The following is a 26,450-nucleotide window of genomic DNA, read 5'->3' as shown; positions in this document are numbered from 1 at the left end:
ATGGTTTTGCCGGAAGAAGGACATTTACTTCGTATTTTCATTGGAGAAAGCGACAAACATGACGGTATCCCGCTCTATGAATGGATAGTGAAAAAGGCGCGGGAGTTCGGGCTTGCAGGAGCTACGGTTCTGCGCGGGCTTGAAGGGTTCGGGGCTCATAGCCGCGTACACACTGCAAAGATACTCCGCCTTTCAACTGACCTGCCAATCGTAGTTGAAATAGTTGATACGAAAGACAAGATAGAAAACTTCCTTCCGGTAATCGACGATGCCATTCCGGAAGGGCTTGCAACTCTTGAAAAAGTCCAGATCCGTTTTTACAGAGCCGGAAAACCGAAATAAGATTAAGCTGGCAATTTATGCCTTAAAGCAGATGTTTCATGATATCCATTGGCACCTCAGGTTTCAGCTATGATGACTGGCGCGGAGCTTTCTACCCGGATAAGATGCCGCAGGGGGAGTTTCTCGCTTATTACTCGAAATATTTTGATACCTGCGAACTCAATTTCTCTTACTACCGGATGCCTGACAGTAATATCTTTGAAAGAATGCTTGAAAAGAGCGGGGGGAAAGTCAGCTTTTCCGTAAAGGCATTTCAGGATATAACTCATAAACCTCAATGCCCTCCTGAGATAATCAGGCAATTTAAAGATTCGTTGTCGCCCCTTGTTGATGAAGGGAAGCTTGCGGCACTCCTTTTCCAGTTTCCCTATTCATTTAAGGATGTCTCGGCGGGGATGAAATATATAACTGTGCTTAATGAAGAGTTTAATCCCTTGCCTATGGTCGTTGAATTCAGAAACCGTGTATGGATTTCTGAAAACACCTTCTCATTCCTTAAAGAGAAAAATATCGGATATGTATGTGTTGACGAGCCTCAGTTAAAAGGGCTTATGCCTCCTGTTGGTGTCTCTACGTCGGATGTTGCATATGTGAGGTTCCATGGGAGAAACAGTGAAAAGTGGTGGGATCATAAGGAAGCATTTGAGAGATATGATTATTCCTACACAGATGCTGAGCTTGCCGGGTGGGTGCCGAAGATAAAAGCCCTTGATGAAAAGAGCAAGAGTACTTTGGTCTATATGAACAACCATTACCGGGGTAATGCGGTTAAAAATGCAAAGAGGCTCAGGGAAATAATGGAATCGGATAAATAGGGTTTTTATGATTAATCGGGAAGATGCAGACGGTCAGAGAATTAGCTTGACGACGTGCTTTATTTCTATTATTTAGTATCGAGTGAGCATTCGAAAAATACCGGCTTACCGGACTAATATTGCAAGTTCAGTAAAGAAGCAAATTTAAACTCGAAGGGGGAAATTTATGGACAGAATCATCAGAGTGGATATGACCACACTGAAAGTGAAAGAGGAGAAGTGCCCGGCTAAGTATGCACTGCTAGGCGGACGCAGTCTGACTTCGCAGATAGTTGCAGACGAAATTCAGGCGACATGCAATCCTCTGGGACCGCTTAACAAGCTTATCGCAGCGCCCGGAGTTTTAAGCGGCACATCTGCAGCATGCTCAGGCAGGATGTCTTTTGGCGGAAAGAGTCCTCTTACCGGCACGATCAAAGAATCGAACGTCGGAGGTATCGCAAGCCAGAAGCTCGCAAAGAACAATGTCAAGGCTATCATCATTGAAGGTGAACCTAAAGACAACAAGTGGCATCTTCTGAAAGTTACAAAAGATGGCGCGGAACTCGTTTCAGCAGATGACATTGCAGGTCTTGGAACCTATGCGACAGTTGAGAAGCTCTGGAACAAGCACGGCAAAGGCGTTGGCGTAATCAGCATTGGACCCGCAGGTGAAGAGAGAATGGCGAATGCCGGAATCTCCGTATGCGACCCTGAAGGCGGCTCAGGAAGGTTTGCAGGAAGAGGCGGCTTAGGCGCAGTTATGGGTTCAAAGAAACTAAAGGCAATAGTCGTTGATGATGCAGGCGCAGGTAAGGTTGCCATCAAAGATGAAGAGAAATTCAAGGCAGCAGCAAAGATTTTCAGCCAGGTCCTGTTAAAGCACCCGGTTACAGGTGAAGCGCTTCCCAACTACGGGACAGCAGTTCTGGTCAACATCCTGAATGAAGCAGGCGGATTCCCGACCAGGAATTTCAGGAACGGCCGTTTTGCAGGCGCAGCAGGAATCAGCGGAGAAAAGATAGCTGAAGAATGTAAGAGCCGCGGCGGTGAAGGAAAAGCAGTACATGTTTGCCATCCAGGATGCGTAATCAGGTGTTCCAATATTTTCCCTGACAAGAATGGTAAATCACTTTGTGCTCCAGTTGAATATGAGACAGCATGGTCATTGGGCGGCAATCTTGAAGTTGGCGACATTGACAGCGTTGCGATAATGAACAGGATTTGCAATGACGTGGGAATTGATACGATAGAAGCAGGAGTTACCCTTGCAGTTGCTGCAGAAGCAGGGCTTGCAAAGTTTGGCGATGCAGCTTCCTTTATCAAAGTCCTTGAAGAAGTAGGAAAGAAAACGCCTCTCGGCAGAATAGTAGGACAGGGCGCAGCAGTTCTCGGCAAGATATACGGGATTACCCGCGTTCCTGTTGTTAAAGGACAGGCGCTTCCTGCTTATGACCCGAGGACAGTAAAAGGTATCGGCGTAACCTATGCCACAAGCACAATGGGCGCAGACCATACAGCAGGTTATTCTGTATGCCAGAACATCCTCAAGGTAGGCGGCGATATCAATCCTCTTAAGAAAGAGGGACAGGTTGACTGCTCAAGGGATATGCAGGTTGCAACAGCGGCTGTTGATGCAACAGGGCTTTGTCTATTTGTTGCGATTGCATGCCTTGATATGCCAGAAGGATTGCAGGCTATTGCAGATATGATCAGTGCTCAGTACGGAATCACATTCACGGTTCCTGATATTATCGAGCTTGGCAAGAGCATTATCCGCACAGAGCTCAAATTCAACGAGGCAGCAGGTTTCAACAAGAACGACGACAGGCTTCCGGAGTTCTTTGACCTTGAAACATGTCCTCCGCATAACATCAATTTCGGTATCACCCCGGCTGAGCTGGATCAGGTCTGGGCAAAACTATAAGTTTAATTTCAAGCCTGCCGTCTCGCTCGGACGGCAGGCTTTTTTTTGAGGCAAGGTAATTTTTTATGCAGAAAATCGAAGTCAGAGCTTATGCTACCCTTTTGAAATATATGCCGGACCTTGATCTTGCGAAGGGGAAGATGATAGATATTGAAGACAACACTTCAATAGAAAGTCTTCTTAAACTGCTTGGCATACCAAAAGAAGAAACAAAGATCATAATCGTGAACGGCGTCCATGCCGAGCTTGATTACATTGTAAAAGAAAACGACCGCGTTGCGATTTTCCCACCTGTCGCCGGCGGGAATTAAAAAGGGGACGCAACCCTTTTTTTCTTTCTTTTTTACTTTTCTTTAATAAGGGTTGCGTCCCCTTTTTAATTTTTATAAGGGTTGCGTCCCTTTTTTACTCTCTTTTTTACTTACTTTTTTAGCATTAGCAGACCGTGAAGAGTTGTAAGCGGATGGGGCGGACAGCCCGGGATATATAAATCAACCGGTACTATGCTGTCAGCTCCGTTGTTAGCCTGACAGTGGCCAATATATGGACCTCCTGAGATAGCGCAAGCGCCTGCTGCAATGACAAGCTTTGGAGACGGTACGGCAGCATAAGTTTTTTCAAGGGCAAGTTTCATATTTTCAGTGACCGGGCCTGTTATGAGCAGGCCATCTGCATGGCGTGGCGATGCGACAAACTGAATGCCGAAGCGGCCAAGATCATAGACTATGGTGCTCAACACATTTATATCAGCCTCACAGCCGTTGCATCCTCCGGCGCTGACCTGGCGGAGCTTTAGAGACCTGCCAAAAAGTTTTTTTATTTTTTTATCAAGCCCTGTCTCAACATTCATTGTTTCGCCTGCTTTTAAAATCAGGTTCTCCCTCTTATGTTTTGAAAGCTCGTGATTTTTCGTGAAGCTTATTGCTTTCCCTGTGCATGCATCTGTGCACTCGGTGCAGAAAAGACATTTACCTAAATCAATCTGAATTGTCTTGTCATTACATGAAAGTGCAGATGAAACAACAAATGAAACAGCGCCCACAGGACATGCGTCTATACAGGCGCGGCAGTTGTCGGGACATTTAGACCGGTCGATCGCAGGATATCCCCTAAAGCGGTTCGGCAGAGGAGGTGCATCTCCTGCCGGATAGGCAATTGTACATTTACCCTGTTTAAAACGCTCTTTTAAGACCTTCAGCATATTTTTACCTTACAAATCATGTCCGCAGTATGAAAGGTTGAAACTTTTATTGCATAAAGGAAAATCTGATATCTCCTCATTGCGCATGGCCATTGCAAGCCCGAACCAGTTGTGGAATGAAGGATCGACTATCTTATAGCGGGAAAAGCGGCCGTTCTCATCTGTTATCCCTACATGGCAGATCTCCCCGCGCCAGCCTTCAACGAGTGATACTACGAGTGAATCGGAAGATAATTTACCTATGCTGGTTTTCACCTTTTCATCGGGCATTGTTTTAAGCTCCTGCCGGATGAAATCTGCAGACCTCTGTATCTCAAGCCAGCGAACATAAGCTCTGGCAAATACATCACCTGAGCCCCACGTGGATACAGGGATTTGAGAGAACCTGAAGTAGCCGTATGGAAAATCGAACCTTACGTCACGCACTATGCCGCTTGCTCTTGCAGGAACGCCCACGATTCCTAAAGCTTCACAGGTTTCCCGTTCAAGTTTTCCTGTTTCTTCAAACCTTCCCACAACGGTTGCAGTTTCCCAGAGCAGGTTTACAGCCCCTGCTGTCTCTTCCGTTGCACGTTCAAGCCTTTTTAAAAGTTCTGAGACGAGAGCTTCATCTGTGTCGAATGCTGTTCCTCCCGGTCTTATAAACCCGCGTCCGAAACGGCTTCCGCAAAGGAGCGCCGTCATGTTGAGAAAATCGCCGCGCAGCCTTCCGCAATATGATGCTGTCGGAAGATAGCCGATATCTCCGGAAAGCGCTCCCAGATCTCCTGTGTGATTTGCAAGGCGTTCAAGCTCAAGGGCGACTGCCCGAAGAGTCTGCGCCCTTGCGGAAATATTGCATCCTGCCAATGCCTCAACGGCATGGCAATATGCGGAAGCATGTCCCACCGAAGTGTCGCCGGCAAGTGTTTCCATGTAGTGGATTGTGCGCTTGTCAGGTCCTCCGGGAATAACCTGCTCTATACCGCGGTGCTGGTAGCCAAGTGATATCTCAAGGTGCAGGACTTTTTCTCCGTGGCACTGGAAACGAAAATGTCCCGGCTCGATTATCCCTGCGTGAACAGGGCCGACTGCGACTTCATGCACCTCTTCACCTTCGACTTCAAAAAAATCAGTAACGCCCGGAAGCATTTCTTTCTCTCCCTGATGTTGTTTCTGCTTATTCTTTTCAGCGCCAAATGGTAAGTGAAAACGGACCGGCTTTAACCATGGATGACCTTCAGGATGGATGCCGAATTGTTCTGCTATTTCCCTTTCAAACCAGTGCGCCTGCGGGCAGTCGGGTGTCAATGATTTATAGGTATTCCCGCATTCACTGGCCGCAAGAGACAGGACTCCGGTCTGATCCTGCGCAATAACAGCTATGAGAAGGACAGAATTATCTTTTCTTCTAAAACCGAACAATGACACAATCCTTGCCCCGGCTTCAACATACTCTATAACTTCTTTTCTGAACCGGGAAATATCAAGTAATGGAATGTTTTCAAAGGGTACGGCTACGGAGTTATAGATATTTAAAAAAGGAAAATTATCCATCAGAATCCTCCCAACATATTAGATGCCTGCTCAACCGCACGGCTTAGAAAGGAGGGAATATAGATGCCAAGCACTACCATTATAATACCGAGCGCCACTGGGGGTATTATTGAAAGCAGGGTTTCTTTTCCCGGTTTGAGGTTTTTAATCTCTTCTGACGGGGTTCCCTGTACCATTGGCATCATGACGGTTGCCATCCCTATGAAAATCAGGGCCAGAAACAGGAGATATGCTGATGCTGCGATGAAGTGTCCGCTTTCAATGGCGCCTTTCAATATGAGAAACTCGCTTATAAATGAGCCAAATGGAGGAGAACCGGTAATCGCAAAGAGCCCGGCTATCCATAATGCTCCTGATTGAGGAAGGATGCGTGATATCCCCTTGACCCTGCCGCAGTCCTTGGTTTTATAAAAACTAAGGATGTTCCCTGCCAGAAGAAAAAGCATCCCCTTTGTAAACGAATGATTGATTGCATGAAGGATTGCGCCGAATCTTGCGCTTCCCCCGATACCGACACCGAGAGAGAGGATACCCATGTGTTCTATGCTTGAATATGCGAGAAGCCGCTTGTAATCGGTCTGGCCGATAATGAAAACTGCGGCTACAAGCATTGAAAAAAGACCGAATACAGTAAGTAATTTCTGACTGAACTGTGCGATTCCCGCGGCAGAGCAAATCTGATATGCCCTTAATATCCCTACAAAGGCGCAGTTTAGAAGCGCTCCTGAGAGAAGTGCGGAGACTACTGAAGGTGATTCACTGTGAGCATCAGGAAGCCATGTGTGCATCGGAGCAAGCCCCATTTTTGTCCCATAGCCTACCAGAAAACATATGAAAGCTGCTTTAAGCCACGGGATATGAAGATGTGGTGCATCTTTTATCATCTCGCCAAGGACCATGGAGATATGGTTCCCTTTTTCCATGGAGGCAGCTACGGCAAGGGAGAAATTGCCGAGCAATGCAACTGCGATTCCGACAGAGCAGACAAGCAGATATTTCCATGTCGCCTCCAGAGACCTGTGATGTCTGTGAAAAAAGATAAGCGGCGCACTGGCAAGCGTCGTTGCTTCAATTGATACCCAGAGTATCCCGAAATGCTGGGAAAGCGGGACAAGGGTCATGGTTGCAAGAAAAAAAAGAAGACATCCGGTGAACCTTGCTTCAGGTGCATTTGAAAAGAAAACCCTTTCTTCAAAGTCCTCATGGTTTACAGGCGGTTCGTTTTTCAGATAATTGATCGCATATAAACTACAGAAGAAAAAAAGAAGGCTTGTTATCGTGAGAAACAGAAGACCTATTGCATCAAAAGCAAGCCATCCTTCAAGTGAAGGTGCTGGTTTCACCGACCATGCTGACAAAGTCATACCTGTGTGGAAAATCGCAGTGATCAACAGCAATCCCCTGCGCCAAATATTATTTCGCAGGATCAGCGCCGCGATACCTGCAAAGAGAGGGACTAATATCAATGCTGAGATCATTTTTCTCCGTCCTTCAATTCTACGAGCTGGTCGGTGCTTATGCTGTCAAACTCACGGTTGATATGAAAAAGCGTGATACCCATGACGAATACGGCAACGAAAATATCGAGTAATATTCCAAGGTCAACAAGGAGAGGCTCATCGTATGCGAGTCCTACCCCGAAAGTATAGATTCCGTTTTCAAGCGTAAGATACCCAAGCACCTGACTTATGGCTTTCCGCCTTGTGACTATAAGGAAAAATCCTGTTAAAATAGTGAAGAATGCAACGGACAATGTAAGAGATGAAGCTTCCCCGTGAGGGACTGGAAGCCGTGAGCCTATCCATAATGAGATTACGAATGCCGCACCTCCAAAGCCAAGCGATGTTATGTAGCCTACAAAAGGCTCTACTTCGCGACGTACTTCGGCCTCACGGATTGCACGGGACAATAACCACGGGAAGACCATCCCCTTTAAAATGATTGTCCCTATAGAAAGGATCAATGAGTCGATAGTTAACCCGCCCCCGCTTACCATGAGAGGCAGAAGACTTAGGAGTATCCCCTGCAATGCAACGATCCGTATGCAGCCTGCAAGCCTGCTTGAGCCGAGAAGAAGAAGGCTTGTGATCATAAATACGATCATTATGGCATCAAAGAAATTTATCATTATATCACCTTAGATATCACCTTAGCGCCAGGGCAAGTGCAATGACCGCGGTTGCGCTTGCTCCGATGAGGAGTTGCGGAATCCTGCGAAGCCTGAGCCTTGCCATTGTTGATTCAATGATCCCGACGCTGACAGAAAGTATGAACAGAAAAGCTGATGTCATCAGGATGTTCATCCAGTAATTGCTGCTAAGTACAGGAAGGATTATTCCGGCCATCAGTGCACCAAGCACCCAGAGCTTCAATGCTCCTGCATAAAGAATCAATGCCAAATCAGGACCTCCGTGGTCCAGCACCATTACTTCATGAATCATAGTGAGTTCAAGATGTGTGTTAGGGTCATCTACCGGGATACGGCAATTCTCGGTAAGGAATACGGCGAGAATGGAGATACCTGCAAGAACAAGTACTGCCAAAGAGCTTGTCCATGTATCAAGTGATAAAGCCTTAGAGATTCCTGAGATAGAAAATGTCCCGGTCTTGATCACAACCGCTGAAAGCCCTAAAAAAAGTGTGACTTCTGCAAGGGTTGAAAACTGTGCTTCGCGGCTTGCCCCCATACCTTCAAAGCTTGACCCTGTGTCGAGCGCTGCGAGGATAGTAAAAACACGGCCAAGACCGAGTATGTACGCAAACAGTATGATGTCGCCGTTAAAAGCAATAAGAGCCCTGATCCCGCCGAAAGGAATGAGAGTTAGCGCTATCAAAACAGAAGACAGTCCTGCTATGGGGCCTGCCCGGAAGATCCATGATGTCGTACGGCTGTAAACAGCTCCTTTGCCAGCAAGTTTCCAGAGGTCGTAATAAAGCTGAAAAATAGGCTGGCCTTTTCTTCCTCCAAATAACGCCTTGGTACGGTTTATCACTCCGGGGATAAGTGGTGATAAAATTATGGCCATTAATGGCGGAATAAATAGAGGAATAAATAGAGGAATAAATGAAAGAGTTTCCATCCGTTACATCAGCCCCCAGATTAAAAGGATTAAAAGTGTAAGGGCAATATAAAGAACATAAACCTGCACTTTTCCGCGCTGAAGCCACTTCAGTTTGGATATGCCATGGTTTATTACATTGAAGACAGGTTGATAAAAGCCTTCAAGAAAAGTATCTTCAGGTTCGCTTGCAAATGATGCGTGCGCAGGAAAAAAACCTTTTGGCGGAAGACCTCTTCCTTTTAACCAGATGAATTTGCTGAAAAGTCCTGTCAGCACCGCAGGATATGAAGATGAAGTGTATTGCATTCGCGGTGAAGGCTTTGCATATCCGCAGTCCCATGTAACAGTTTCTTCTGTCTTTCGTCCCTTGAGGAGTATATGGCGAATAATCGCTATCACACATGCGAGAAGTAAGACTCCGCATGCACAAACTGCGATAAATGAAAGCATGTCTGTGACTTTTCTCATGCTTTCTTCAATAGCTCCTGCGCCTCCTCCGGTTATATCTCTTAAAACGGGTATAAGGAGCTTTACAACAGCATAGGGGAATATCCCGATAAAGAGACATGCAGCAGAAAGAATCAACATCGGTATCCGCATTAAAAGACCCGGCTCATGAGCGTCTGCGGCATGTTTTGTCCTTGGTTCGCCAAGAAAACATATTCCGAAAACTTTTGTAAAACAGGTGGCGGCAAGTCCGCCTATCAGGGCTAGACCTCCGATAATTGCGAGCATCAATCCTGCTGTCTCCCCGTGATTTGCAATGATTAAATAAAATGCGCCCGAATAGATCATGAACTCACTGATAAATCCATTAAGCGGAGGCAGTCCCGAGATTGCAACCGCGCCGGTGAGAAATGTCATCCCTGTCCACGGCATTCTTTTTTGAAGACCTCCGAGACGGTCGAGGTTTCCCGTGCCTGTACTGTGTATCACCGAGCCTGCGCCTAAAAAAAGCAAACCCTTGAAAATTGCATGGTTCATGACATGAAGCAGTGCACCTCCAAAACCAAGTATCGCTACTGTAAAGGATCCGAAACTCAGCCCGAGATATCCCAGACCAAGCCCTGTCATTATGATTCCGATGTTTTCTACACTGCTATATGCAAGCAAAGGTTTAAGCTCACGCTGGGTAAGCGCAAAGAGAATACCAATGATACCTGAACTCAATCCAATCCCTACCATCATCCAGCACCACCATGGTTGCGGCGTGCCAAGAAGCATTAAGATCCGCATAATGCCGTAAATGCCTGTTTTGATCATGACTCCTGACATCAGGGCAGATACATGACTTGGCGCGGCAGGATGTGCTTCAGGAAGCCACACATGGAGCGGAACAAAACCGGCCTTTGTGCCGAATCCGGCAATGGCAAATAAGAATATTATGGTTATGACTGTGGGGGAAAGATTGTTTACCTGACCCAACCGTTCAAAGTCAAGAGAGCCGCTCCTGCCTCCAAGCAGAATAAACATGACGAATAAAAATGCTGTGCCTGTGTGCGTTGCAACAAGATAAGTCCAGCCGGCTTTTTGCACATGTTCTTTTTCATTTTCGAATGTGACCAGAAAAAAAGATGAGAGAGACATGATCTCCCATGCAACAAGGAATAATATCCCGTTTCTTGCGATGACGACCATGAGCATGCTTGCAATGAGCAGGTTAAAGAAGAACCACGGCGTCCCGAGAGATTTTTTCTCCCTGTAAGCCATGAGATACCGGTAGCCGTACATTGCGGCTATAATGGACAATCCGAGGATAATTGCAGCAAACCATGCGGAAAGACCATCCAGTCCGATGTTAAAGGAGCCGTATGGTATATTCCATGAAGCATGGAATGATTCAGAGCTTCCTCCGGTAAGGATCCGGCTTGCCGGGAATAGCCCGGCAACAGAGCCTGCTATTGCGCCTGCGGCTCCAATACCTGAGGCTGTTATCGGAGACCTGCGGGTTGCAAGTGCGCCGAAACCGCTGATTATGAAAACACTGATTGCTATGAGAATATAGAACATTGGAAATGTCCTGCCCTTTATTTATCCGGTTGAACCAGGTGATTTGATATTTGAATCGATCCGGTGCGCCATCTTTAGAATCTCTTCCTTCGGGAGTTTCTGTTTGATGACTTTGTTGAAGGAAGGATTATGAAGCGCAAATGCGAGCCTTGAAAGGAGTTGCAAATGAATACGGGCATTGGGAGTCACAATCGTGAAAAGAGTATGAACAGGTTCTCCGTCGATAGCGCAGAAATCTATCTCTTTTTTCAGAAAGCATAAAGAAATTACAGGTTGTGAAACATGAAAAACTATAGGGTTTCTGGAATGCGGTATTGCTATCCCCTTGCCGATTCCGGTTGATGATAATTCTTCTCTTGCAAGAAGAACGCGCAGCAATGACTTGCGGTCAGCCTCCTTTGGAAGCGGCATGAGATCAAGAACAGATTTAAGTACTGATGGTTTGTCATCACCCTCGACATTATAGAAAATTCCCCCCCGTTCAAGAGCGCTGGAAAAACTTAAAGCTGAGCCAGAACCTGAACCCACACCTGAAACAGAGGTGGCATCCGTTGTTTCAATAATTTCTTCTGAGATGTTTACGCCCTGCGAAGTAGCCCATTCAAGAAGCTCGGCCCGATTGAACCATGTACGTCCGCTAACCTGATTTGCCGGAAGTTTCCGATCCCGGATCCATTCATATATTTTTTTTTCTGAGACGTGCAGAAGCTTTGCAGCGTCCCTGATGTTTAACTGCATTATACCTTTCCCATTATGCTTTTACTGCACTACAGAACTGCCAAATATTTAAAACGTGATTAATACTCCTTTTGTGAGCCTCTGTCAATAATCGCACAGATTTGATGTATAGGCATGATTAAAAATCTCTCTGCAAGTTGAATTCTTTTGACAATAAATCAATTTTGATAGTAACATTTCCAATGTTAATTGTACCTTCTAATTAAGAACTATTATAGTGAATGACAAAGTCCAATACTGGATTGAAATTTCCGACTACGATATTGAAACTGCAAGTGCAATGTTGGAAACGAGAAGATTTTTGTATGTAGGTTTCATGTGTCATCAGGCTATAGAGAAAATTCTAAAAGCTTTTTATCAGCTGATAAGAGATGAAATCCCTCCAAAGACTCATAATCTAAGATTTCTTGCAAAAGAAACTGGGTTAAGTGAATCATTGTCAGAAACCCAGAAATCTTTTTTTAGAATGTTGGAGCCAATGAACATAGATGCACGATATCCTGAGTATAAAGAAAGAATATTTGACTCTTTAACCTATGAAAACTGCAAAGAAATTCTAAGCAAGACACAGGAGATGCAGAAATGGATCAAACAGAAATTATTAGAAAAGCAGAAGAATATATAAAGCTAATCAGAGAGATTCTTTTTTTAAGAAAAGCTGTTCTGTTTGGGTCGTATGCCAATGGAAATCCGCAGTCTTTTAGTGATATAGATATTGGTTTGTTTATTGACAGCTTAGATCCGGATGATGATTATTTTCATTTGATGGAAAGGCTTTACGAATTAGCTGATGATATTGATGTCAGAATAGAGCCGCATCTTTTTATAAAATCTGAAGATCGATCAGGCTTCTCTGAAGAAATTGAAAGAACAGGCATTACGATAGGTTAATCTTTTTACATCTATAAATACATTACAACTACGTTTGCAGCTTTGAATTGACATTCCTCTTCAATCGAAGTTAAAGATAAATGAGTAGTGTTTTTCCATAGCTCCATATAAAGAAGTGATATGGAGTCATAGGGATTGATAAAATAAAAGATTGACAAGATAAAGGATTGATAAAGTAATTGATAAAGTAAATGGAGTGATTATGAAGATTCACGATATTTCTCTACCTGTCTATGAAAAGATGGTCGGCTGGCCTATGGATCCGAAGGTCAAACTAAGATTGAAAAGTAAAATAGAGTCCGGAGCCCCCTGCAATCTCACAAAGATAGTTATGAGCGCCCATTCAGGGACGCATATCGATGCACCTTTTCATTTTATAAAAAAAGGAAAAACTGTTGACCGCCTCCCGCTTGAAGCATTTTATGGAGATGCTGTCGTGGTTGAACTGGATTCTAAGGACAAGATAAATATCAGGGATCTCTCGGCTTTGAAACTTAAAGGTAAGAAAAGGGTTCTTTTTAAAACCCGTAATTCATCTTTATGGAAGAACAAAAAATTCATAAAAGACTTTGTTTACTTCACTGAAAAATCGGCTGAGCATCTTGTAAAATGCGGAGTAAAGCTTGTTGGTATTGACTATCTTTCTGTTGAAGAATATGGAAATGAAAAGCATCCGGCACACTCGGTTTTCCTTTCTGCTGAAGTCATTCTTCTTGAGGGATTGAATCTTTTGACAGTGAAGCCGGGAAATTACACGCTCTGCGCGTTTCCATTAAACCTTAAGGGGTGCGACGGGGCACCGGTTAGGGCTGTATTGATAGAGGAATAAGTTGGAGTGTAAGCTTTAGGAAAAAGGGTTGCGTCCCCTTTTTAAAATGGAGGGATTTTTGAATGATCAAACTTACAGAAGAAGAAAGACAGCAGTTATTGACTTCCTATGTCAACGGTCTTGGCATTGAGCGAAGGCATCTCAGTAAAGAGGAGACAGAGCAGGAAATAGTGAAATTCCTGTCGCTGAACAATGTCTGTGTCCTTTCTACGGTAGGCAGCGACGGAAAGCCGCGTTCAACTGTCGTTGACTATGAACATGAAGGAATGATAATCTATATAATGACAGAGGGTGGCGTTAAGGTTGACAACATCCTTGGCAATCCCAATGTCTCGCTCGGCATATACGCACCTCACAAGACCATGCGGGGAGTCATGGGACTGAATTATCAGGGGACAGCGGAAGTCTTCACGTTCCAGGAACACAAAGATATTTTTATGAAAGTCCTGCCGCTCTTCAGTCATGTGATAGAGAACTTCAAAAAAGAGGTAAAAGGTGTAACTCCGCGCCCTGATGTTATGAAACTAATAAGAATAAGTCCGGTGAATGTGAATTTTATATGTTATGCAAGAGGTCTTCCCGAGGCTGTGTGGACAAAGTGAGCATTTTAACGCATGATCGCTGAAGAGGAACTTTATTTTTCACTGAGGAGGATATTCAAGTCAGTTTTTCTTGTTCTGGCTATCTTTCTTTTTGGAACAGGCGGTTATTATCTGATTGGGATTGCAGAAGGGAAGGGATGGAGGCTTGCGGAATGCGCCTACATGACGGTGATAACCCTTTCAACTGTAGGTTTTGGTGAAATTCTTGACATCGGCAACAGCTTGTACGGAAGAGGGTTCACAGTTTTCCTCATCCTTTGCGGGATGGGTATATTGCTTTATGGAGTAAGTACGATCACGGCATTTATCGTTGAAGGTGATCTCACAAAAATTCTTGCGAGAAATAAAATGAAAAAAAAGATACAGGAGAAGAAAGGACATTATATAGTCTGCGGTGCAGGGGTCACTGGCTCCGGCGTAATAAGAGAGCTTCTCGATACAAAAAGAGATTTTGTGGTGATTGACAGCAACATCGAAAAAATCGAGAAAGCCAGAAAAGAGGGTGAGTTCCTGTATATAGCCGGTGATGCCTCGGTTGACGAAGTATTGCTAGACGCTAATATACTTGAGGCTGCCGGTCTTATAGCCTGCCTTCCGGAAGACAAGGATAACCTCTTTGTAACCATGACAGCGCGGGAGTTGAATCCTGATATACGGATAATATCAAAGGTGATTGACTATAGCTCAGGTCAAAAGCTTTTAAAGGCAGGCGCGAATTCTATTGTTTCCCCCAGTACGATCGGAAGTCTGAGGATGGTCTCAGAACTCATACGCCCCAGTGTTGTAAGCTTTCTTGATGAGATGCTAAGGGGAAGAGAGAAGAATTTCCGTATAGAAGAATTTCAGATACCGGATGGTTCGAAGCTTTCCGGTAAGTCAATCCTTTCTTCAGGCGTATACACTGAAGCTAATATCCCTGTCCTTGCTGTAAGAGAAAAAGGGAAAAAGGAATATATATATAATCCTCCTGCTGACATGAAACTTTCCCCGGGGACAGTGCTGATAGTTCTTGCTGACAGCAGTGCATTGTCAACATTAACGAAACTCAGTAATGAGTAATGTATCGAATACCACCGCCTTTGTGGCTGGGATTCTATCCTTTGTCTCTCCATGCGTTCTTCCTCTTGTACCGGCTTATATTTCCTTTGTGTCAGGAATGATTGCAGGAAACGGAGATGAGCCAGAGAAAAGGAGAGGAACAACATGGATTACATTCATAAATTCCCTTGCCTTTGTAGCGGGTTTTTCCATTGTATTTGTAATCCTCGGTGCCTCTGCAACTTTTTTAGGAAGCTTTCTCGGCAGCAAGGTTACACTGGTAAGCCAGATAGCCGGCGCCATTATAGTGATATTCGGCCTCCACACGATGGGTGTTTTCAGGATAAAGGCGCTTGACATTGAAAAAAGATTCAACATCGGGAAGAAAAGGGTCGGCGTTTTAGGCTCACTGCTTGTAGGATTTGCTTTTGCCTTTGGATGGACACCCTGCATTGGCCCGGTGCTCGGCGCAATCCTTGCCCTTGCTTCTGCGCAGGACTCTGTAAAAGAGGGGATGGTGCTTCTTTCCTTTTATTCAGCCGGGCTTGGCATACCGTTCCTGCTCACATCTCTCGGCATCAATCAGTTTTTCAGATTCTTCGGCAAAGTAAAAAAACATTTCCGGACCATTGAAATCGTTGCGGGGGTTTTCCTTGTGGTAGTTGGTCTGCTGATAATGACAAATAATTTCCAGAAGCTTATTTACCTTATAGCATGGTAGACGGGATTCATGGTTAAAATTTCGGTTGTCATTCCAGTTAAGAATTCCGGAAAAACTCTTGAGGAATGCATCCTCGCAGTCAGAGCCGGCACTTTTCAGGATTATGAGATTATTGTCGTTGATGATTTAAGCTCTGACAACTCGATTGATATTGCCAGAAAGCATGGCTGCACGGTTGTTAAATCCCATTCACCTCATGGCGTTTCAGCGGCACGAAATACCGGCGCTGCCGCTGCCGCTGCCGGGGCAGAAATAATCCTGTTTATTGATGCAGACATCTTGATAGAAAAAGATTCTCTTGATAAGATAATGAAAATCTATAATGAGAAGAATGTTGATGCTGTTGTCGGCGTACAGTCCGAATTCCTGCGATACACTAATTTCCTGAGCCAGTTCAAGAACCTATGGATGCGTTATACTTATTTAAGCCAGCCCGATTATGTTTCATTGTTTTATACAAGCATGGCTTCGATAAAGAAGGATATTTTTCTCGCTATGGGTGGTTTTGACGAGAATTACAGAATGCCTAATGTTGAGGACACTGATTTTGGACAGAAGCTTGCTATGAAGGGAGTAAAGATTCTTCTTGCGAGAGAGCTTGCCGTGGAGCACCTGAAGGGGTACAATTTCTGGTCTATTCTAAAGACAGATTATTACAGGGCCCGCGGGCTTATAAAAATGACAATGCGCAGAGGTGCTGCAATGTTTAGTGGTGGAAATAAAACTTCTGTTCCAAACACATATATCATGCAGGTCATTTTTTTTATGCTCTTTCTTTTCCTTTTTTTGTCATTTGCCTTGACCGGAGAAAAAATGTTTCTTCTGGCAGGATTATTCTTTTTTCTGGTTATATTTGTTGCGAATATCAGTTTTCTTAATTTTCTAAAAAAGAAGAAAGGAGCTGCCTTCGCGATGGCAGGTTTTTTTTTCATAGTTTCTGATAATCTGGCGGTTGCAGCGGGATTGATAACGGGTTTTGTGTCATATCTCTTTGGCAGCCGCTATTACTGAGAGGATATAGTGAAAGCATCAGGTTATTTAAGACATCTTGGCGATATAATCAGGAAAAAATCTTCGACACCTCTCTACCTTGTTTTTTTCATCACAGAGAACTGCACGGCAAAATGTGTTCATTGCCTTCTCGGCGAAAGGGCAGCCCGCAAAGACGAACTCACCATTGATGAGATTGAAAAAATATCAGCCTCGATGGATGAGATACTTTTCCTTCTTCTTACAGGCGGAGAGCCGTTCCTTAGGGATGACATTGCGGAGATCGCTTATATCTATTTTAAGAACAACCGGGTAAGTAATCTTGGCATACCGTCTAACGGCTCGCTTCAGGGAAAAGTGGTCTCTTCTGCAGAAAAGATACTCGAGAAATGCCCGGGTATTGATTTTGCCATAGATATATCCATTGATGCGATTGATGCAGAGCATGACAGGCTTAGAGGTTATGAAGGGCTTTTCGAAAAAGCCCTGTGGACATACAGGGAACTGAGGAAACTAAAAAAGAAGTATAACAACTTCAATCTGAATGTTGCCCTTACAGCATCAGGCTACAATCAGGAAAAACTCCCTGAGATCTATGCCTATCTAAAAGATGAGCTTGGCGCTGATGCCATAACGTATCTTTTGACGAGGGGAACCCCGCGTGACCCTTCTGCAAAACAGGTAGATATTAACAAATACCTTGAGCTTGCCAATATAATTGAAAATGATACAAAGAAAAATGCATTGTCAGGGTATAAGCGTTTTTTTGGATGCGACCTTATAAATGCCATGAAAATAGTGAGGCAGAAAGTGATTGCCGAGATAGTGACAGAAAATAAATCAGTCCTCCCATGTTATGCCGGCTCTTTAAGCGCTGTCATAACAAGCAACGGGGAGCTTTGCCCCTGTGAACTGCTGGACAGAAAAATGGGAAATCTCCGTGATGCAAACTATGATTTTAAAAAAGTCTGGAACAGCGAAACTGCGGATAATATAAGGCGCTATATAAAAGAGTCAAAATGCTTCTGCACCTATGAGTGTTTTCTTACTAACAGCATACTTTTTACCCCTTCCATATTTCCCACTGTGTTCCGGGAATGGGCAGGGATAAAGATCGGGAGGATGAAAGCTTAATGTATAACGGCAAAAAAATATCTGTTGTAATGCCATGTTACAATGAGGAGGCAGCAATCGGCGGAGTGATCAAGAGTATTCCCCGCTTTGTTGATGAGGTCATAGTCTCTGACAATAATTCCACGGACAGGACAGGAGAGATTGCAACTTCTCTTGGGGCAAAGGTTGTTTTCGAAGAAAGGAAAGGTTATGGACGGGCATATAAGACAGGATTGAAATGCGCGACAGGCGATATAATAGCCACACTTGACGGTGACGGAACTTATCCGGCGCTTGCCATCCCATATCTTGTTGACATACTTCTTGTTGATAAACTTGACTTCATTTCGGCAAGAAGGATCTTCTCAAGCTGGGATATCCTCAGTAAGAAGAACTATAAGGAGGCTGTGCTTAGATATATTGGCAACACGGTGCTCTCACTGTCAGTCCTCTTTCTTTTCGGGAAATCAATCCATGATTCGCAATCGGGCATGTGGGTATTTAAACGTGAAGTCTTATCCCAGATCAATGTGTTGAGCGACGGGATGCCTTTTTCCGAGGAGTTAAAGATTGAGGTATTCACGAACAAGAATCTTCGCGCAAGGGAAATTCCTATTGAATTCTTCTACCAGAAAAGGGAAGGGGTGAGCAAACTCAACCTCTGGGGCGACGGCACCAAGAACCTTCTCTATCTTTTCAAAAAGCGCTTCAGCCTCATCAATGGCGGAACAAAGTGGTGAGGGCTGTTTTCCTCAGCTTCCCGGGTTAAAGCACTGCGGGATGATGCATGCTGACTGATTAGGACCTGCACCTGTGTCGCTCTTGCATACACCGAGCACTGCTTCTTCAGGGACGAGTTTTACTTTTTAGCTTTAACCTTCTTCGCCGTCACTTCCACCTTCACCGCATCGTGCTGAGCTGGTCCGGTATTGCTGTCAATATCTTCAAGCTTGTACCAATAGGTTTTGCCTGCCTCGATGTTCTTGTCTTTTAACTTGTAGCTTGCCCCTTTTGTGCTACTTCCTTTTGACTTGATAAGCTTTTTGTTAATCTTCGTATATGGACCGGATTCCGATTCACTGCGGAGGACGTTGAAGCCGAGGTTGTCGATTTCAGTTGCGGTCTGCCAGGTAAGAAGAACTTTCTTGTTTTTTAAATCAGCAGTGAAGGAGGAAAGGGTGATGGCGGTAGGGATTCCTTTTCCAGCGGTTAAGTAATGATCCAGCTTTGATATAAAAATAAAAAAAGTAACGTAATATTCTGGAGTGGTGTTATAAGCGCCTTCTGTGGTAGGAAAAACATGTGAACCGGAAGATCCATTTGAATCAGTTTCCCCGGTTACATAAACATTTCCTGAGGAGTCTAAGACTATGGCACGGCCATATTCACTATGTTCTCCACCTAAGAAAGTTGAGGCGTTCAGGGAAGTTAGCATATTGTCCAGTTTTGATACAAAAACATCACGCTGAAGATTATGGCTTGTATCGAAAGCACCTTCTGTGGTTGGAAAAGGAATTGCACTACCCACAGGGTAAATAGATGAAGAAGTCTCGCCGGTTACGTAAACACTTCCCCAAGAATCTACGGCTATACCATACCCATAATCATTATTGTTTCCGCCTATAAAGGTAGAAGCAACCAGGGTATTTAATTGATTATTCATCTTTATGACAAAAACATCATAACCACCGTTTGGCGAGGTATCGTAAGAACCTGCTATTGTAGGAAACCCAGTTGAAGGTTCCCCTGTCACAAAAACATTGTCCGATGAATCTATAGCTATAGCACGCCCATAGTCATTATAGGTTCCTCCTATGAAGGTAGAAGCAAGGAGTGAGGTCAACGTATTGTCCAGCTTTGATATAAAAACATCTTCACCCCCATTGTATGAAGTATCATATGCGTCTGTAGTTATGGAAAAGTCAGATGAACGGGTGTATCCTGTCACAAAAACGTTTCCTGATGAATCTAATGCCATTTTCTTGACATAATCGCTGTTGACGCCGCCTAAAAAAGTCGACCCCATCAATGTACTTAAGGTACTGTTTAACTTTGATATAAAAACATCATATCCACCATTATGTGATATGTCATATGCACCTGTGGTTGTTGGAAAATCAGATGAGTTTGTATATCCGGTCACATAAATATTCCCTGTTGGGTCTAATTCTAAGTCATAGGCACCCTCATAAGTACTGCCACCTAAGAAGGTCGACGCAAGCAATGAACTTAAATTGTTATTGAATTTAGATATAAAAACATCGCTACTATTCATCAAGCTATCATATGCGCCCGCAGTTATTGGAAAATTAGAAGAACCGGTGGTCCCTGCCACATAAACATTTCCTGATGGATCTATGGCTATAGAATAGGCTGTCTCAGAAATGCTTCCTCCCAGATAAGTTGAGGCAAGCAAAGTGCTTAATGTGTTATCCAACTTTGATACAAAAGCATTATGAATATCAATACGCGTGGGGCTATATGCACCAGCCGTAGTCGGGAAATTACCAACAGTATGTCCTGTTATAAAAACATTTCCTGTTGAATCTAATGCTATATCATAACTATAATCCTCACCTACTTCCCATATATATGTTGAGGCGATCAACGGGTCAATTACAAGAGGATAGTTTTTGTCATAAGACGCGACGCGGAATGAATAAGATGAAAAATCAATGACAAAGTCGCATTTCACTTCAATCTTCTTTCCATCAATTTCCTGATAGGCAAAAGGTTTGGTGAATTTTATGGTGCCGAGTTCTGTTTCGATTTCGAGCTCGCCGTCTTTGTTAACTGAAATATCTTCTGCTCCTTCAACCTTGAGTTTTATGTCTTCAACATCACCGCATTCATTCACATAGAAAAGTTTTTCAACATTCTTGCCATAGGCTTTGAGTTTAAGCTCTACGCCTTCGTAGACTTCGCCGAGGCTTACGCTTTCAAATGTAGAGATGTTTGACTTCCAGTTGTCTTTATTTCCGACAAAGTAATTTACGTTTGTGACGGATTTGCTTTCACCTTTAATGGCTGAGGGTGCTGAGCCAATGAGTGTTTCGCGTAGAGATGTGGAATCTTCTTTGTTCGACAACCCATAAACGATTTCACCCTTATCAGTAACATAAACATTCCCGGCAAAGGTGTTTGCATAGAACTTTACTGACTTATCTTGTATCTGTCCTTGATTCTCGATGAATGGGATTTGAAGCTTTGCGGCTTTCGACATTATCTTTGATGTATCTGGCGCAGTATTGGCGAAAGCAAAGCATGGAGCCAATAAAATTAACAGGAACAGAATAGATGAACTTAATCTAAGCTTTGTCATAACTTCCCCTTATTGTAGTTCAAAGCAGCTAAAATTATTCTACTGGTCTTTTGTTCTCCCCGCACAACCACTTTGTTACCCCAGCATAACCAATCTGTCATCCCCGCACTTTCACTTCTGTCATCCCCGCGAAAGCGGGGATCCAGAGTCTTTCTTTTTTATTTTTTAGATTTAATCTTCTTCGCCGTAACTTCCACTTTCACAGCATCATGCTGAGACGGTCCAGTATTGCTGTCAATATCTTCGAGCTTGTACCAATAGGTTTTGCCGGCCTCGATGTTCTTGTCTTTTAACTTGTAGCTTGCACCTTTTGTACTGCTGCCTTTTGACTTGATAAGCTTTTTGTTAATCTTCGTATATGGACCAGTTTCAGATTCACTGCGGAGGATGTTAAAGCCAATGTTGTCGATTTCAGTTGTAGTCTGCCATGCCAAACTTACTTTTTTATCTTTGGATGTTGCTGAAAAAGATGAGAGGGTGATGGCAGTAGGTTCATTGGTGATAATTCTAAGTACAGGTGCTGCATACGTCCCTGCTTCAGATGAGTCGGTGAATGAAATTAAAGGGCTATTGGCAATAGTCGGGTCATTACAAGAATAAGGGAAGCAGTTGTTAGCAATATATAGTTGGTTCCAGAAGATAAGAAAGCCAGCATAATTGTTTGAACTTATATTTGAAATCTCGCTTTCTATGTCTGATGTTACGTCAACAGAAATAAGTGTTCCTGTTATAGGTAGCGTACCCCCATTTGAATACGTGATAAGAGTCCCGATTTTAGAATCAGGATAATAATAGTTTCTTGTAACCCCAGAATAACCGGATTGATTATTGCAATAAAATGTTCTTGGAGAATCCTCAGCGCTGATTGCTCCATCCTGGTTTTCTTCTTTCTCTCTGAGAATAATAAGTTGGTTTCCTCCAGTATGAGCCGGGATAGATGAATTATCTATTTGGAATAATAATTCTGCTGTGAAGGTGTTTTGCTGCAATGTGCTTAATGAGCTTATATCAAATTCTAATATTCCAATTCTGCGGTAATTCTCATATATAACGCCGTTATGATTTTTATAATATTCAAATAATTCTATGTTATCATTTTCAAGTGAGGTGCTTATTGTTTCTGCCCTTTTTGTCCACCCCCCCAAGCCACAGGGTAGATGGGTGTATGAAAGAGGAGGTATGCTGGAAGTGTTATAGTATGAACCATATCCCCCAAAGCCTTTAGCTAAGTGTTTTGTCACTGTTCCATCAATGACGGGTGCCAATGTTATTTCACCCGCGTGAATGTTATTTATAAAGATGATGAACGCAATGGATAAAAATAAATAAGTAATTAGAATTGATTTTGGCTTTCTCATAACTTCCCCTTATTGAAATCTAGAAAGAATGTTTTTTTAACAGCGAAATATAAAAAACTTAAAGATAGCGTAAAAAGAAGCAAACAATATGCCAAAAATAGAAATTGAAGGAGTGGGAGATAACTTGCTGATTTATTGCATTATACTTTTTTAGTCTTGTTTATCCACAGAGCTGCAAATTTTAAAACTGTTCACTCTGCCTGACACTTTTTGAAGGGATTTTTAACCTCTTGATTTTTAAAGATAAAAAATGTCCAGAAATCCGACGGTTTAACGGGGAGCTGACAGAAAAACCTGCAAATCCTTAAACTCGGTATATCCATCTGCCGGATCATTTCCTGCCATTGAGAATGATAGCTCCATTGTGGTCGCACCTTCCGGGATATCTACAAAATCACGTATCCATCCCCAGTAAGTGAAGTCACCGGTTAAAAGCGCTTTTGCATTTAGCTCTTTGCTGCTCCCTGTCTCTTTCCCGTTTGCGTCAAAGAACCTCGCCATTAACTGCGGAGTAATTCTATAGTCAGAGGTCTTCTCCCTGCCGGAGATAAAAATCATGCCTGCATTGTTGAGCAGGATTTTTTCTCTATCAACAGATGTGCCTGAGATTTTAATTGATGGTTTGACCGCATAAAATGAATATTTTAATTTCCCCTTCCATATATTAATGGGATTCCATCCGGGGAAAGTCGAGACGATCTCCATTTCGCCGTCACACATATCTTCCCACATTTTTCCGGGATGGTCGCCATAGGGTCTTATGAAGACAAGCGAATGCTCTCCTAAAATCGGCGTTGTAATTTTTCCATCTTCCGCCATGGCGCCATATTTTTCAAGGCACCAGAGTCCCCAGTATGGTACGCTTATGAGAAGGTCGCCGGGCTTGTAGATTTTTTTTACTGAACTTGCCGCGTCCCTCCAGTTTTCTTTTTGCAGAAAGATTGCGTCGTGCATTGTGGGATACCAGAGAGCCAATATGAGAATTGCAATGAATGTGTTAAGCACTGCTGATATTTTCATTTTTTGCGAGTTGAAAACCCTCATGCCAGATAAAAATGTCATACCTCTTGAACAGAGGATCAGGAAAGGGGGGAGAAGGAAGATGACGTATCTTATCTGGAATACCCATCTTGTTTTGAATATAAAAAATGAAATCAAAGGAACGAGCAGAAGCGAGTTTATGATAGCGAAAATTACGGAGTTTTTCTCTCTCTTGAATGCAAAAAGCCCGCAGATAAAAAAAACCGGAATAAATGTTGCGGCAGTTATGTTCCCTCCTCCTAACCAGAGAAATGTCGTGGAAAAGTCATTGCTCAAAATCTCGGCAAATGTGAGCGGGATTATCATTTCCTGCCTGTGCGGAGCCTGAGTAATGAGAAACCTGAGCCACGGCAGATAAAGGATTCCTGAAACAGCGAGACTGATTGCGAGCTGTCGTATATGAGATAATTTTTTTTCTAAACCGGATAATGTGATTACATAAGCTATATGCGATATGACTATGAATAGGGTGAAATAGTGTGTGTAGAATGAGACAACAGTTACCGCGGAATAGCATCCCCAGTAAAAAATCTTGCCTGTCTTTAATGCCCTCAAAACAAAGAGCGAGGACAATATTGAGAGCAATGCAAAGAGAGAATACATCCTTGCATCACGGGAATAGAGGATATGAAGCGGCGCAAGTGAAAGGAGGATTGATGATATAAAGCCTTCTTTCTTTCCAAAAAGTTCTTTTCCAAGAAAATAAATTCCTATGATGGCGACTGCACCAAAGATAAGTGCCGGTATCCTGTATGTGAATTCCGAAGATGCCCCGAGCAGGTGTGCTATATGGAGTATGAAATAATCGAGTGGAGGTGACACCTCGGTCTGCGTGATGAGGCGGAATATCTCTCTGAAAGGCTTTTCTGCGAATGTTGTCGCCTGAATCTCATCGCCCCAGAAGCCTATCAGAGCGAGGTTGTAACAGCGTAGCAGTGTTCCCGCAACAGTGATTGCAAGAAGAAGAAAGATGTCGTTAATTCTGCTTTTCTCTTCCATTCTTTTTATCTTCCTCCTATAACTGCTCAGCTCCCTAGCGTAACTGCACCGCAACTTTACTGCTTCTGCCGGTTATCATTTTTTCCTGAATCGCGCAGACAGGGATATTTTCTTTATCTTTAAGGCACCGCTCTGCAATATCGCGGAGAGTCAAAAATTTTGTGCCGTGCTCAATCAACCGCTGAAGCAGATTTTTCAATATGGTTGTTCCCGGCTCAACCCCTTCAAGCTCCGGATGTACAGTCATTATTGTAAGATCGCTTTTTGCAATCTCTCCCATGTAATAGCCGGGCATCTCTTTTTCCCTTATGCCGTCGATGCCGTAAATCTCATCAAAGGTGAGGACAGTCGTTGGAAGTTCGAGAGTGCTGAAATTTCCCGACGGTGATTTTACAAAAAAGGGCGTAGTGCCTCGTGTATCCGTATGATAGGTGAATCCGAATGAGTCCTCTGCTCTAAGGCTTGAATCAGTTGCCCGCCAGCCGGGAGAGGCGCAGGCAAGAGGTTTGCGAGAAAGGGCATCCTCATAGATGCGGGATGATTTTGAAAGCTCTTCTTTTATCTCTTCCTCGGTGAGAAAGGAAAGTTTCTCATGCCATTTGACATGGTCATAGCCGTGAATCCCGACCTCATGGCCGCGAGCGTCAACTTCCTTTATTACATCCTTGTTGCCGGAGCCTATTATTGGAGCTTTGCATATTGAGCCATACGACAAAGTCCTGAGAGGGAATTTTTTTATCTTCCGCGTCCGCGCCGACATCTTGAAGAACTCTTTCCTGAATATCCTTACAAGCGCTTTGCCGGAATTGTCAGGCCCCATGGAGATAAAAAATGAAGCCTTTATATTGAACTGCTCAAACACTCTTAGCAGGGAAGGGACATTGTCCCTCATGCCGATGTAAGTATCGACATCAACCTTTATTCCTATCGTAGGGGGAAGGTCGGACTTAGTAACGCCCTTCATTTTCCATGAACCATTGAATGGTCCTTCTAAGCCCCTCTTCAAGAGAGATTTCAGGAGTTACCTTGAGAATCGTCTTCATGCGTGTATTGTCAGGAACCCTTCTCTGAATGTCTTCGTAGCTGTCGCCGTAAATTGATTCCTTGGTGACGTGCTTTGTGCCCACCTTTGCGCCTGCAATCTTTATCATGAGATTGGCGAGGGTCAATATATCTGTTTCTACATCTGTGCCGATATTGAATATCCCGCCGTTTGTCTCATCCATTAGCCCCGCCGCCATAGTTGCCCTTATCGCATCATCAATATAAGTGAAGCAGCGTGTCTGTTTCCCGTCACCGATTATCGTGAGGTCTTTTCCCTTTAATATCTGCCCCATGAATATGGTGAGTATCCTTCCGACATCGACCCTGTCTAACCTTGGCCCGTAGGCATTGAAATAGCGCACCACTGTTACGGGAAGCCCCATGCTGTGGTATGCAAAGCAGAAATGTTCTCCTGCAGCCTTGGAAGTGGAGTAGCACCAGCGGTCAATCTTTGTGGAACCTAATACCCTGTCGTCATCTTCCCTGAAGGGTATTTTCGGGTTCCTGCCATAGACCTCGGATGTTGATGTGAAAACGACTTTTTTATTATATTTGAATGCTGACTTAAGAACGTTCTGTGTGCCGTTGATATTTACGTTAAGGACATTGTATGGGTCGCCTACATAGTGTTCAACACCCACGACTGCTGCCATGTGATAGATGAGGTCGCATTTAAGTGCGAGAGTGTCCAAAAGCTCGTCGTTGAAAATAGAGTCGCGGATGTAGTGGAACTTAGGGTTTCCTATGTTATGTGAAATCTTGAAGTCCTTTGCCGTATCAAGGGCAAACACCTCATCGCCTCTTTTTAAGAATGCATCGCCTAAATGTGAGCCAAGAAAACCTGCTCCGCCGGTTATGAGTACTTTCAAATTGCGACCTCCATCTTATTGAA

Annotated in this window: 25 protein-coding genes; 13 read left to right on the top strand and 12 right to left on the bottom strand. The window is 43.7% G+C overall.

Annotated features, from left to right (window positions below; genetic code table 11):
* The 4 genes from HZA77_08450 to HZA77_08435 all read left to right on the top strand — a co-directional run bounded on the left by HZA77_08450 (position 1) and on the right by HZA77_08435 (position 3,374).
* Positions 1–342 (top strand): DUF190 domain-containing protein, encoded by a 342-nt coding sequence (locus tag HZA77_08450; protein ID MBI5375452.1) that lies wholly within the window; start codon positions 1–3, stop codon positions 340–342.
* Between the two features lie 38 nt (positions 343–380).
* Positions 381–1,157 carry a DUF72 domain-containing protein gene (locus HZA77_08445; GenBank protein MBI5375451.1) on the top strand — a complete coding sequence of 259 codons (777 nt, stop codon included), beginning with the start codon at positions 381–383 and terminating at the stop codon, positions 1,155–1,157.
* Between the two features lie 166 nt (positions 1,158–1,323).
* Complete coding sequence (locus HZA77_08440) at positions 1,324–3,063, top strand: aldehyde ferredoxin oxidoreductase (GenBank protein ID MBI5375450.1); 1,740 nt, start codon at positions 1,324–1,326, stop codon at positions 3,061–3,063.
* 65 nt (positions 3,064–3,128) lie between these two features.
* The gene (locus tag HZA77_08435; GenBank protein ID MBI5375449.1) at positions 3,129–3,374 is read left to right on the top strand and encodes a MoaD/ThiS family protein; all 246 of its coding nucleotides are present in this window, start codon (positions 3,129–3,131) and stop codon (positions 3,372–3,374) included.
* Between the two features lie 110 nt (positions 3,375–3,484).
* Here HZA77_08435 and nuoB read toward each other — a convergent pair whose 3' ends face one another.
* Genes nuoB through HZA77_08400 form a run of 7 tightly spaced genes read right to left on the bottom strand, consistent with a single transcriptional unit; the run spans position 3,485 to position 11,610 of the window.
* The gene (gene nuoB / locus HZA77_08430) at positions 3,485–4,264 is read right to left on the bottom strand and encodes an NADH-quinone oxidoreductase subunit NuoB (protein ID MBI5375448.1); all 780 of its coding nucleotides are present in this window, start codon (positions 4,262–4,264) and stop codon (positions 3,485–3,487) included.
* Between the two features lie 9 nt (positions 4,265–4,273).
* Positions 4,274–5,800, bottom strand: coding sequence for an NADH-quinone oxidoreductase subunit C (locus tag HZA77_08425; GenBank protein ID MBI5375447.1), 1,527 nt, complete (start codon positions 5,798–5,800; stop codon positions 4,274–4,276).
* A complete protein-coding gene (locus HZA77_08420) occupies positions 5,800–7,278 on the bottom strand; it encodes an NADH dehydrogenase FAD-containing subunit (GenBank protein ID MBI5375446.1) in 1,479 nt (492 codons plus the stop codon). The genes HZA77_08425 and HZA77_08420 overlap by 1 nt, the downstream gene beginning before the upstream one ends.
* Complete coding sequence (locus HZA77_08415; protein MBI5375445.1) at positions 7,275–7,928, bottom strand: hydrogenase; 654 nt, start codon at positions 7,926–7,928, stop codon at positions 7,275–7,277. The genes HZA77_08420 and HZA77_08415 overlap by 4 nt, the downstream gene beginning before the upstream one ends.
* 16 nt (positions 7,929–7,944) lie before the next feature.
* Positions 7,945–8,880 (bottom strand): NADH-quinone oxidoreductase subunit H, encoded by a 936-nt coding sequence (locus HZA77_08410; protein MBI5375444.1) that lies wholly within the window; start codon positions 8,878–8,880, stop codon positions 7,945–7,947.
* 3 nt (positions 8,881–8,883) lie between these two features.
* Complete coding sequence (locus HZA77_08405; protein ID MBI5375443.1) at positions 8,884–10,872, bottom strand: hypothetical protein; 1,989 nt, start codon at positions 10,870–10,872, stop codon at positions 8,884–8,886.
* 21 nt (positions 10,873–10,893) lie between these two features.
* The gene (locus HZA77_08400) at positions 10,894–11,610 is read right to left on the bottom strand and encodes a PTS sugar transporter subunit IIA (protein ID MBI5375442.1); all 717 of its coding nucleotides are present in this window, start codon (positions 11,608–11,610) and stop codon (positions 10,894–10,896) included.
* Between the two features lie 217 nt (positions 11,611–11,827).
* Between HZA77_08400 and HZA77_08395 the strand changes: the two genes are divergently transcribed.
* From HZA77_08395 to HZA77_08355, 9 genes are all read left to right on the top strand, one after another.
* A complete protein-coding gene (locus tag HZA77_08395; protein ID MBI5375441.1) occupies positions 11,828–12,235 on the top strand; it encodes a HEPN domain-containing protein in 408 nt (135 codons plus the stop codon).
* On the top strand, positions 12,193–12,501 hold the full coding sequence (locus HZA77_08390) for a nucleotidyltransferase domain-containing protein (GenBank protein MBI5375440.1): 309 nt from the start codon (positions 12,193–12,195) through the stop codon (positions 12,499–12,501). Before HZA77_08395 ends, HZA77_08390 begins: the two co-directional genes overlap by 43 nt.
* Before the next feature lie 202 nt (positions 12,502–12,703).
* Complete coding sequence (locus tag HZA77_08385) at positions 12,704–13,330, top strand: cyclase family protein (protein MBI5375439.1); 627 nt, start codon at positions 12,704–12,706, stop codon at positions 13,328–13,330.
* Between the two features lie 62 nt (positions 13,331–13,392).
* Positions 13,393–13,932: a pyridoxamine 5'-phosphate oxidase family protein gene (locus HZA77_08380; GenBank protein ID MBI5375438.1), complete on the top strand. Its 540-nt coding sequence runs from the start codon at positions 13,393–13,395 to the stop codon at positions 13,930–13,932.
* Positions 13,933–13,944: 12 nt separating this feature from the next.
* On the top strand, positions 13,945–14,991 hold the full coding sequence (locus tag HZA77_08375) for an NAD-binding protein (protein ID MBI5375437.1): 1,047 nt from the start codon (positions 13,945–13,947) through the stop codon (positions 14,989–14,991).
* A complete protein-coding gene (locus HZA77_08370) occupies positions 14,984–15,691 on the top strand; it encodes a cytochrome c biogenesis protein CcdA (GenBank protein MBI5375436.1) in 708 nt (235 codons plus the stop codon). Before HZA77_08375 ends, HZA77_08370 begins: the two co-directional genes overlap by 8 nt.
* 9 nt (positions 15,692–15,700) lie before the next feature.
* Entirely contained in the window at positions 15,701–16,702 is a 1,002-nt protein-coding gene (locus HZA77_08365; GenBank protein MBI5375435.1) for a glycosyltransferase, read from the top strand.
* Positions 16,703–16,711: 9 nt separating this feature from the next.
* Entirely contained in the window at positions 16,712–17,815 is a 1,104-nt protein-coding gene (locus HZA77_08360) for a radical SAM protein (GenBank protein ID MBI5375434.1), read from the top strand.
* Positions 17,815–18,534 (top strand): glycosyltransferase family 2 protein, encoded by a 720-nt coding sequence (locus tag HZA77_08355; GenBank protein ID MBI5375433.1) that lies wholly within the window; start codon positions 17,815–17,817, stop codon positions 18,532–18,534. Before HZA77_08360 ends, HZA77_08355 begins: the two co-directional genes overlap by 1 nt.
* 119 nt (positions 18,535–18,653) lie before the next feature.
* Here the strand turns inward: HZA77_08355 and HZA77_08350 are convergent, their stop codons facing one another.
* The 5 genes from HZA77_08350 to HZA77_08330 form a co-directional block, all read right to left on the bottom strand.
* Positions 18,654–21,116 carry an SBBP repeat-containing protein gene (locus HZA77_08350; protein MBI5375432.1) on the bottom strand — a complete coding sequence of 821 codons (2,463 nt, stop codon included), beginning with the start codon at positions 21,114–21,116 and terminating at the stop codon, positions 18,654–18,656.
* A gap of 158 nt (positions 21,117–21,274) precedes the next feature.
* Positions 21,275–22,474, bottom strand: a complete 1,200-nt coding sequence (locus HZA77_08345; GenBank protein MBI5375431.1) for a hypothetical protein — start codon at positions 22,472–22,474, stop codon at positions 21,275–21,277.
* Positions 22,475–22,744: 270 nt separating this feature from the next.
* On the bottom strand, positions 22,745–24,514 hold the full coding sequence (locus tag HZA77_08340) for a glycosyltransferase family 39 protein (GenBank protein ID MBI5375430.1): 1,770 nt from the start codon (positions 24,512–24,514) through the stop codon (positions 22,745–22,747).
* Positions 24,515–24,548: 34 nt separating this feature from the next.
* The gene (locus HZA77_08335) at positions 24,549–25,520 is read right to left on the bottom strand and encodes a polysaccharide deacetylase family protein (protein MBI5375429.1); all 972 of its coding nucleotides are present in this window, start codon (positions 25,518–25,520) and stop codon (positions 24,549–24,551) included.
* Positions 25,462–26,427, bottom strand: a complete 966-nt coding sequence (locus HZA77_08330) for an NAD-dependent epimerase/dehydratase family protein (GenBank protein MBI5375428.1) — start codon at positions 26,425–26,427, stop codon at positions 25,462–25,464. Before HZA77_08330 ends, HZA77_08335 begins: the two co-directional genes overlap by 59 nt.
* Between the last annotated feature and the right edge of the window lie 23 nt (positions 26,428–26,450).

The organism is Candidatus Schekmanbacteria bacterium (assembly GCA_016219965.1).
Taxonomy (GTDB): Bacteria; Schekmanbacteria; GWA2-38-11; order GWA2-38-11; family J061; genus JACRJM01.
The sequence above is the reverse complement of the archived record's forward strand: the minus strand, read 5'-3'. Positions and strand labels throughout refer to the sequence as shown.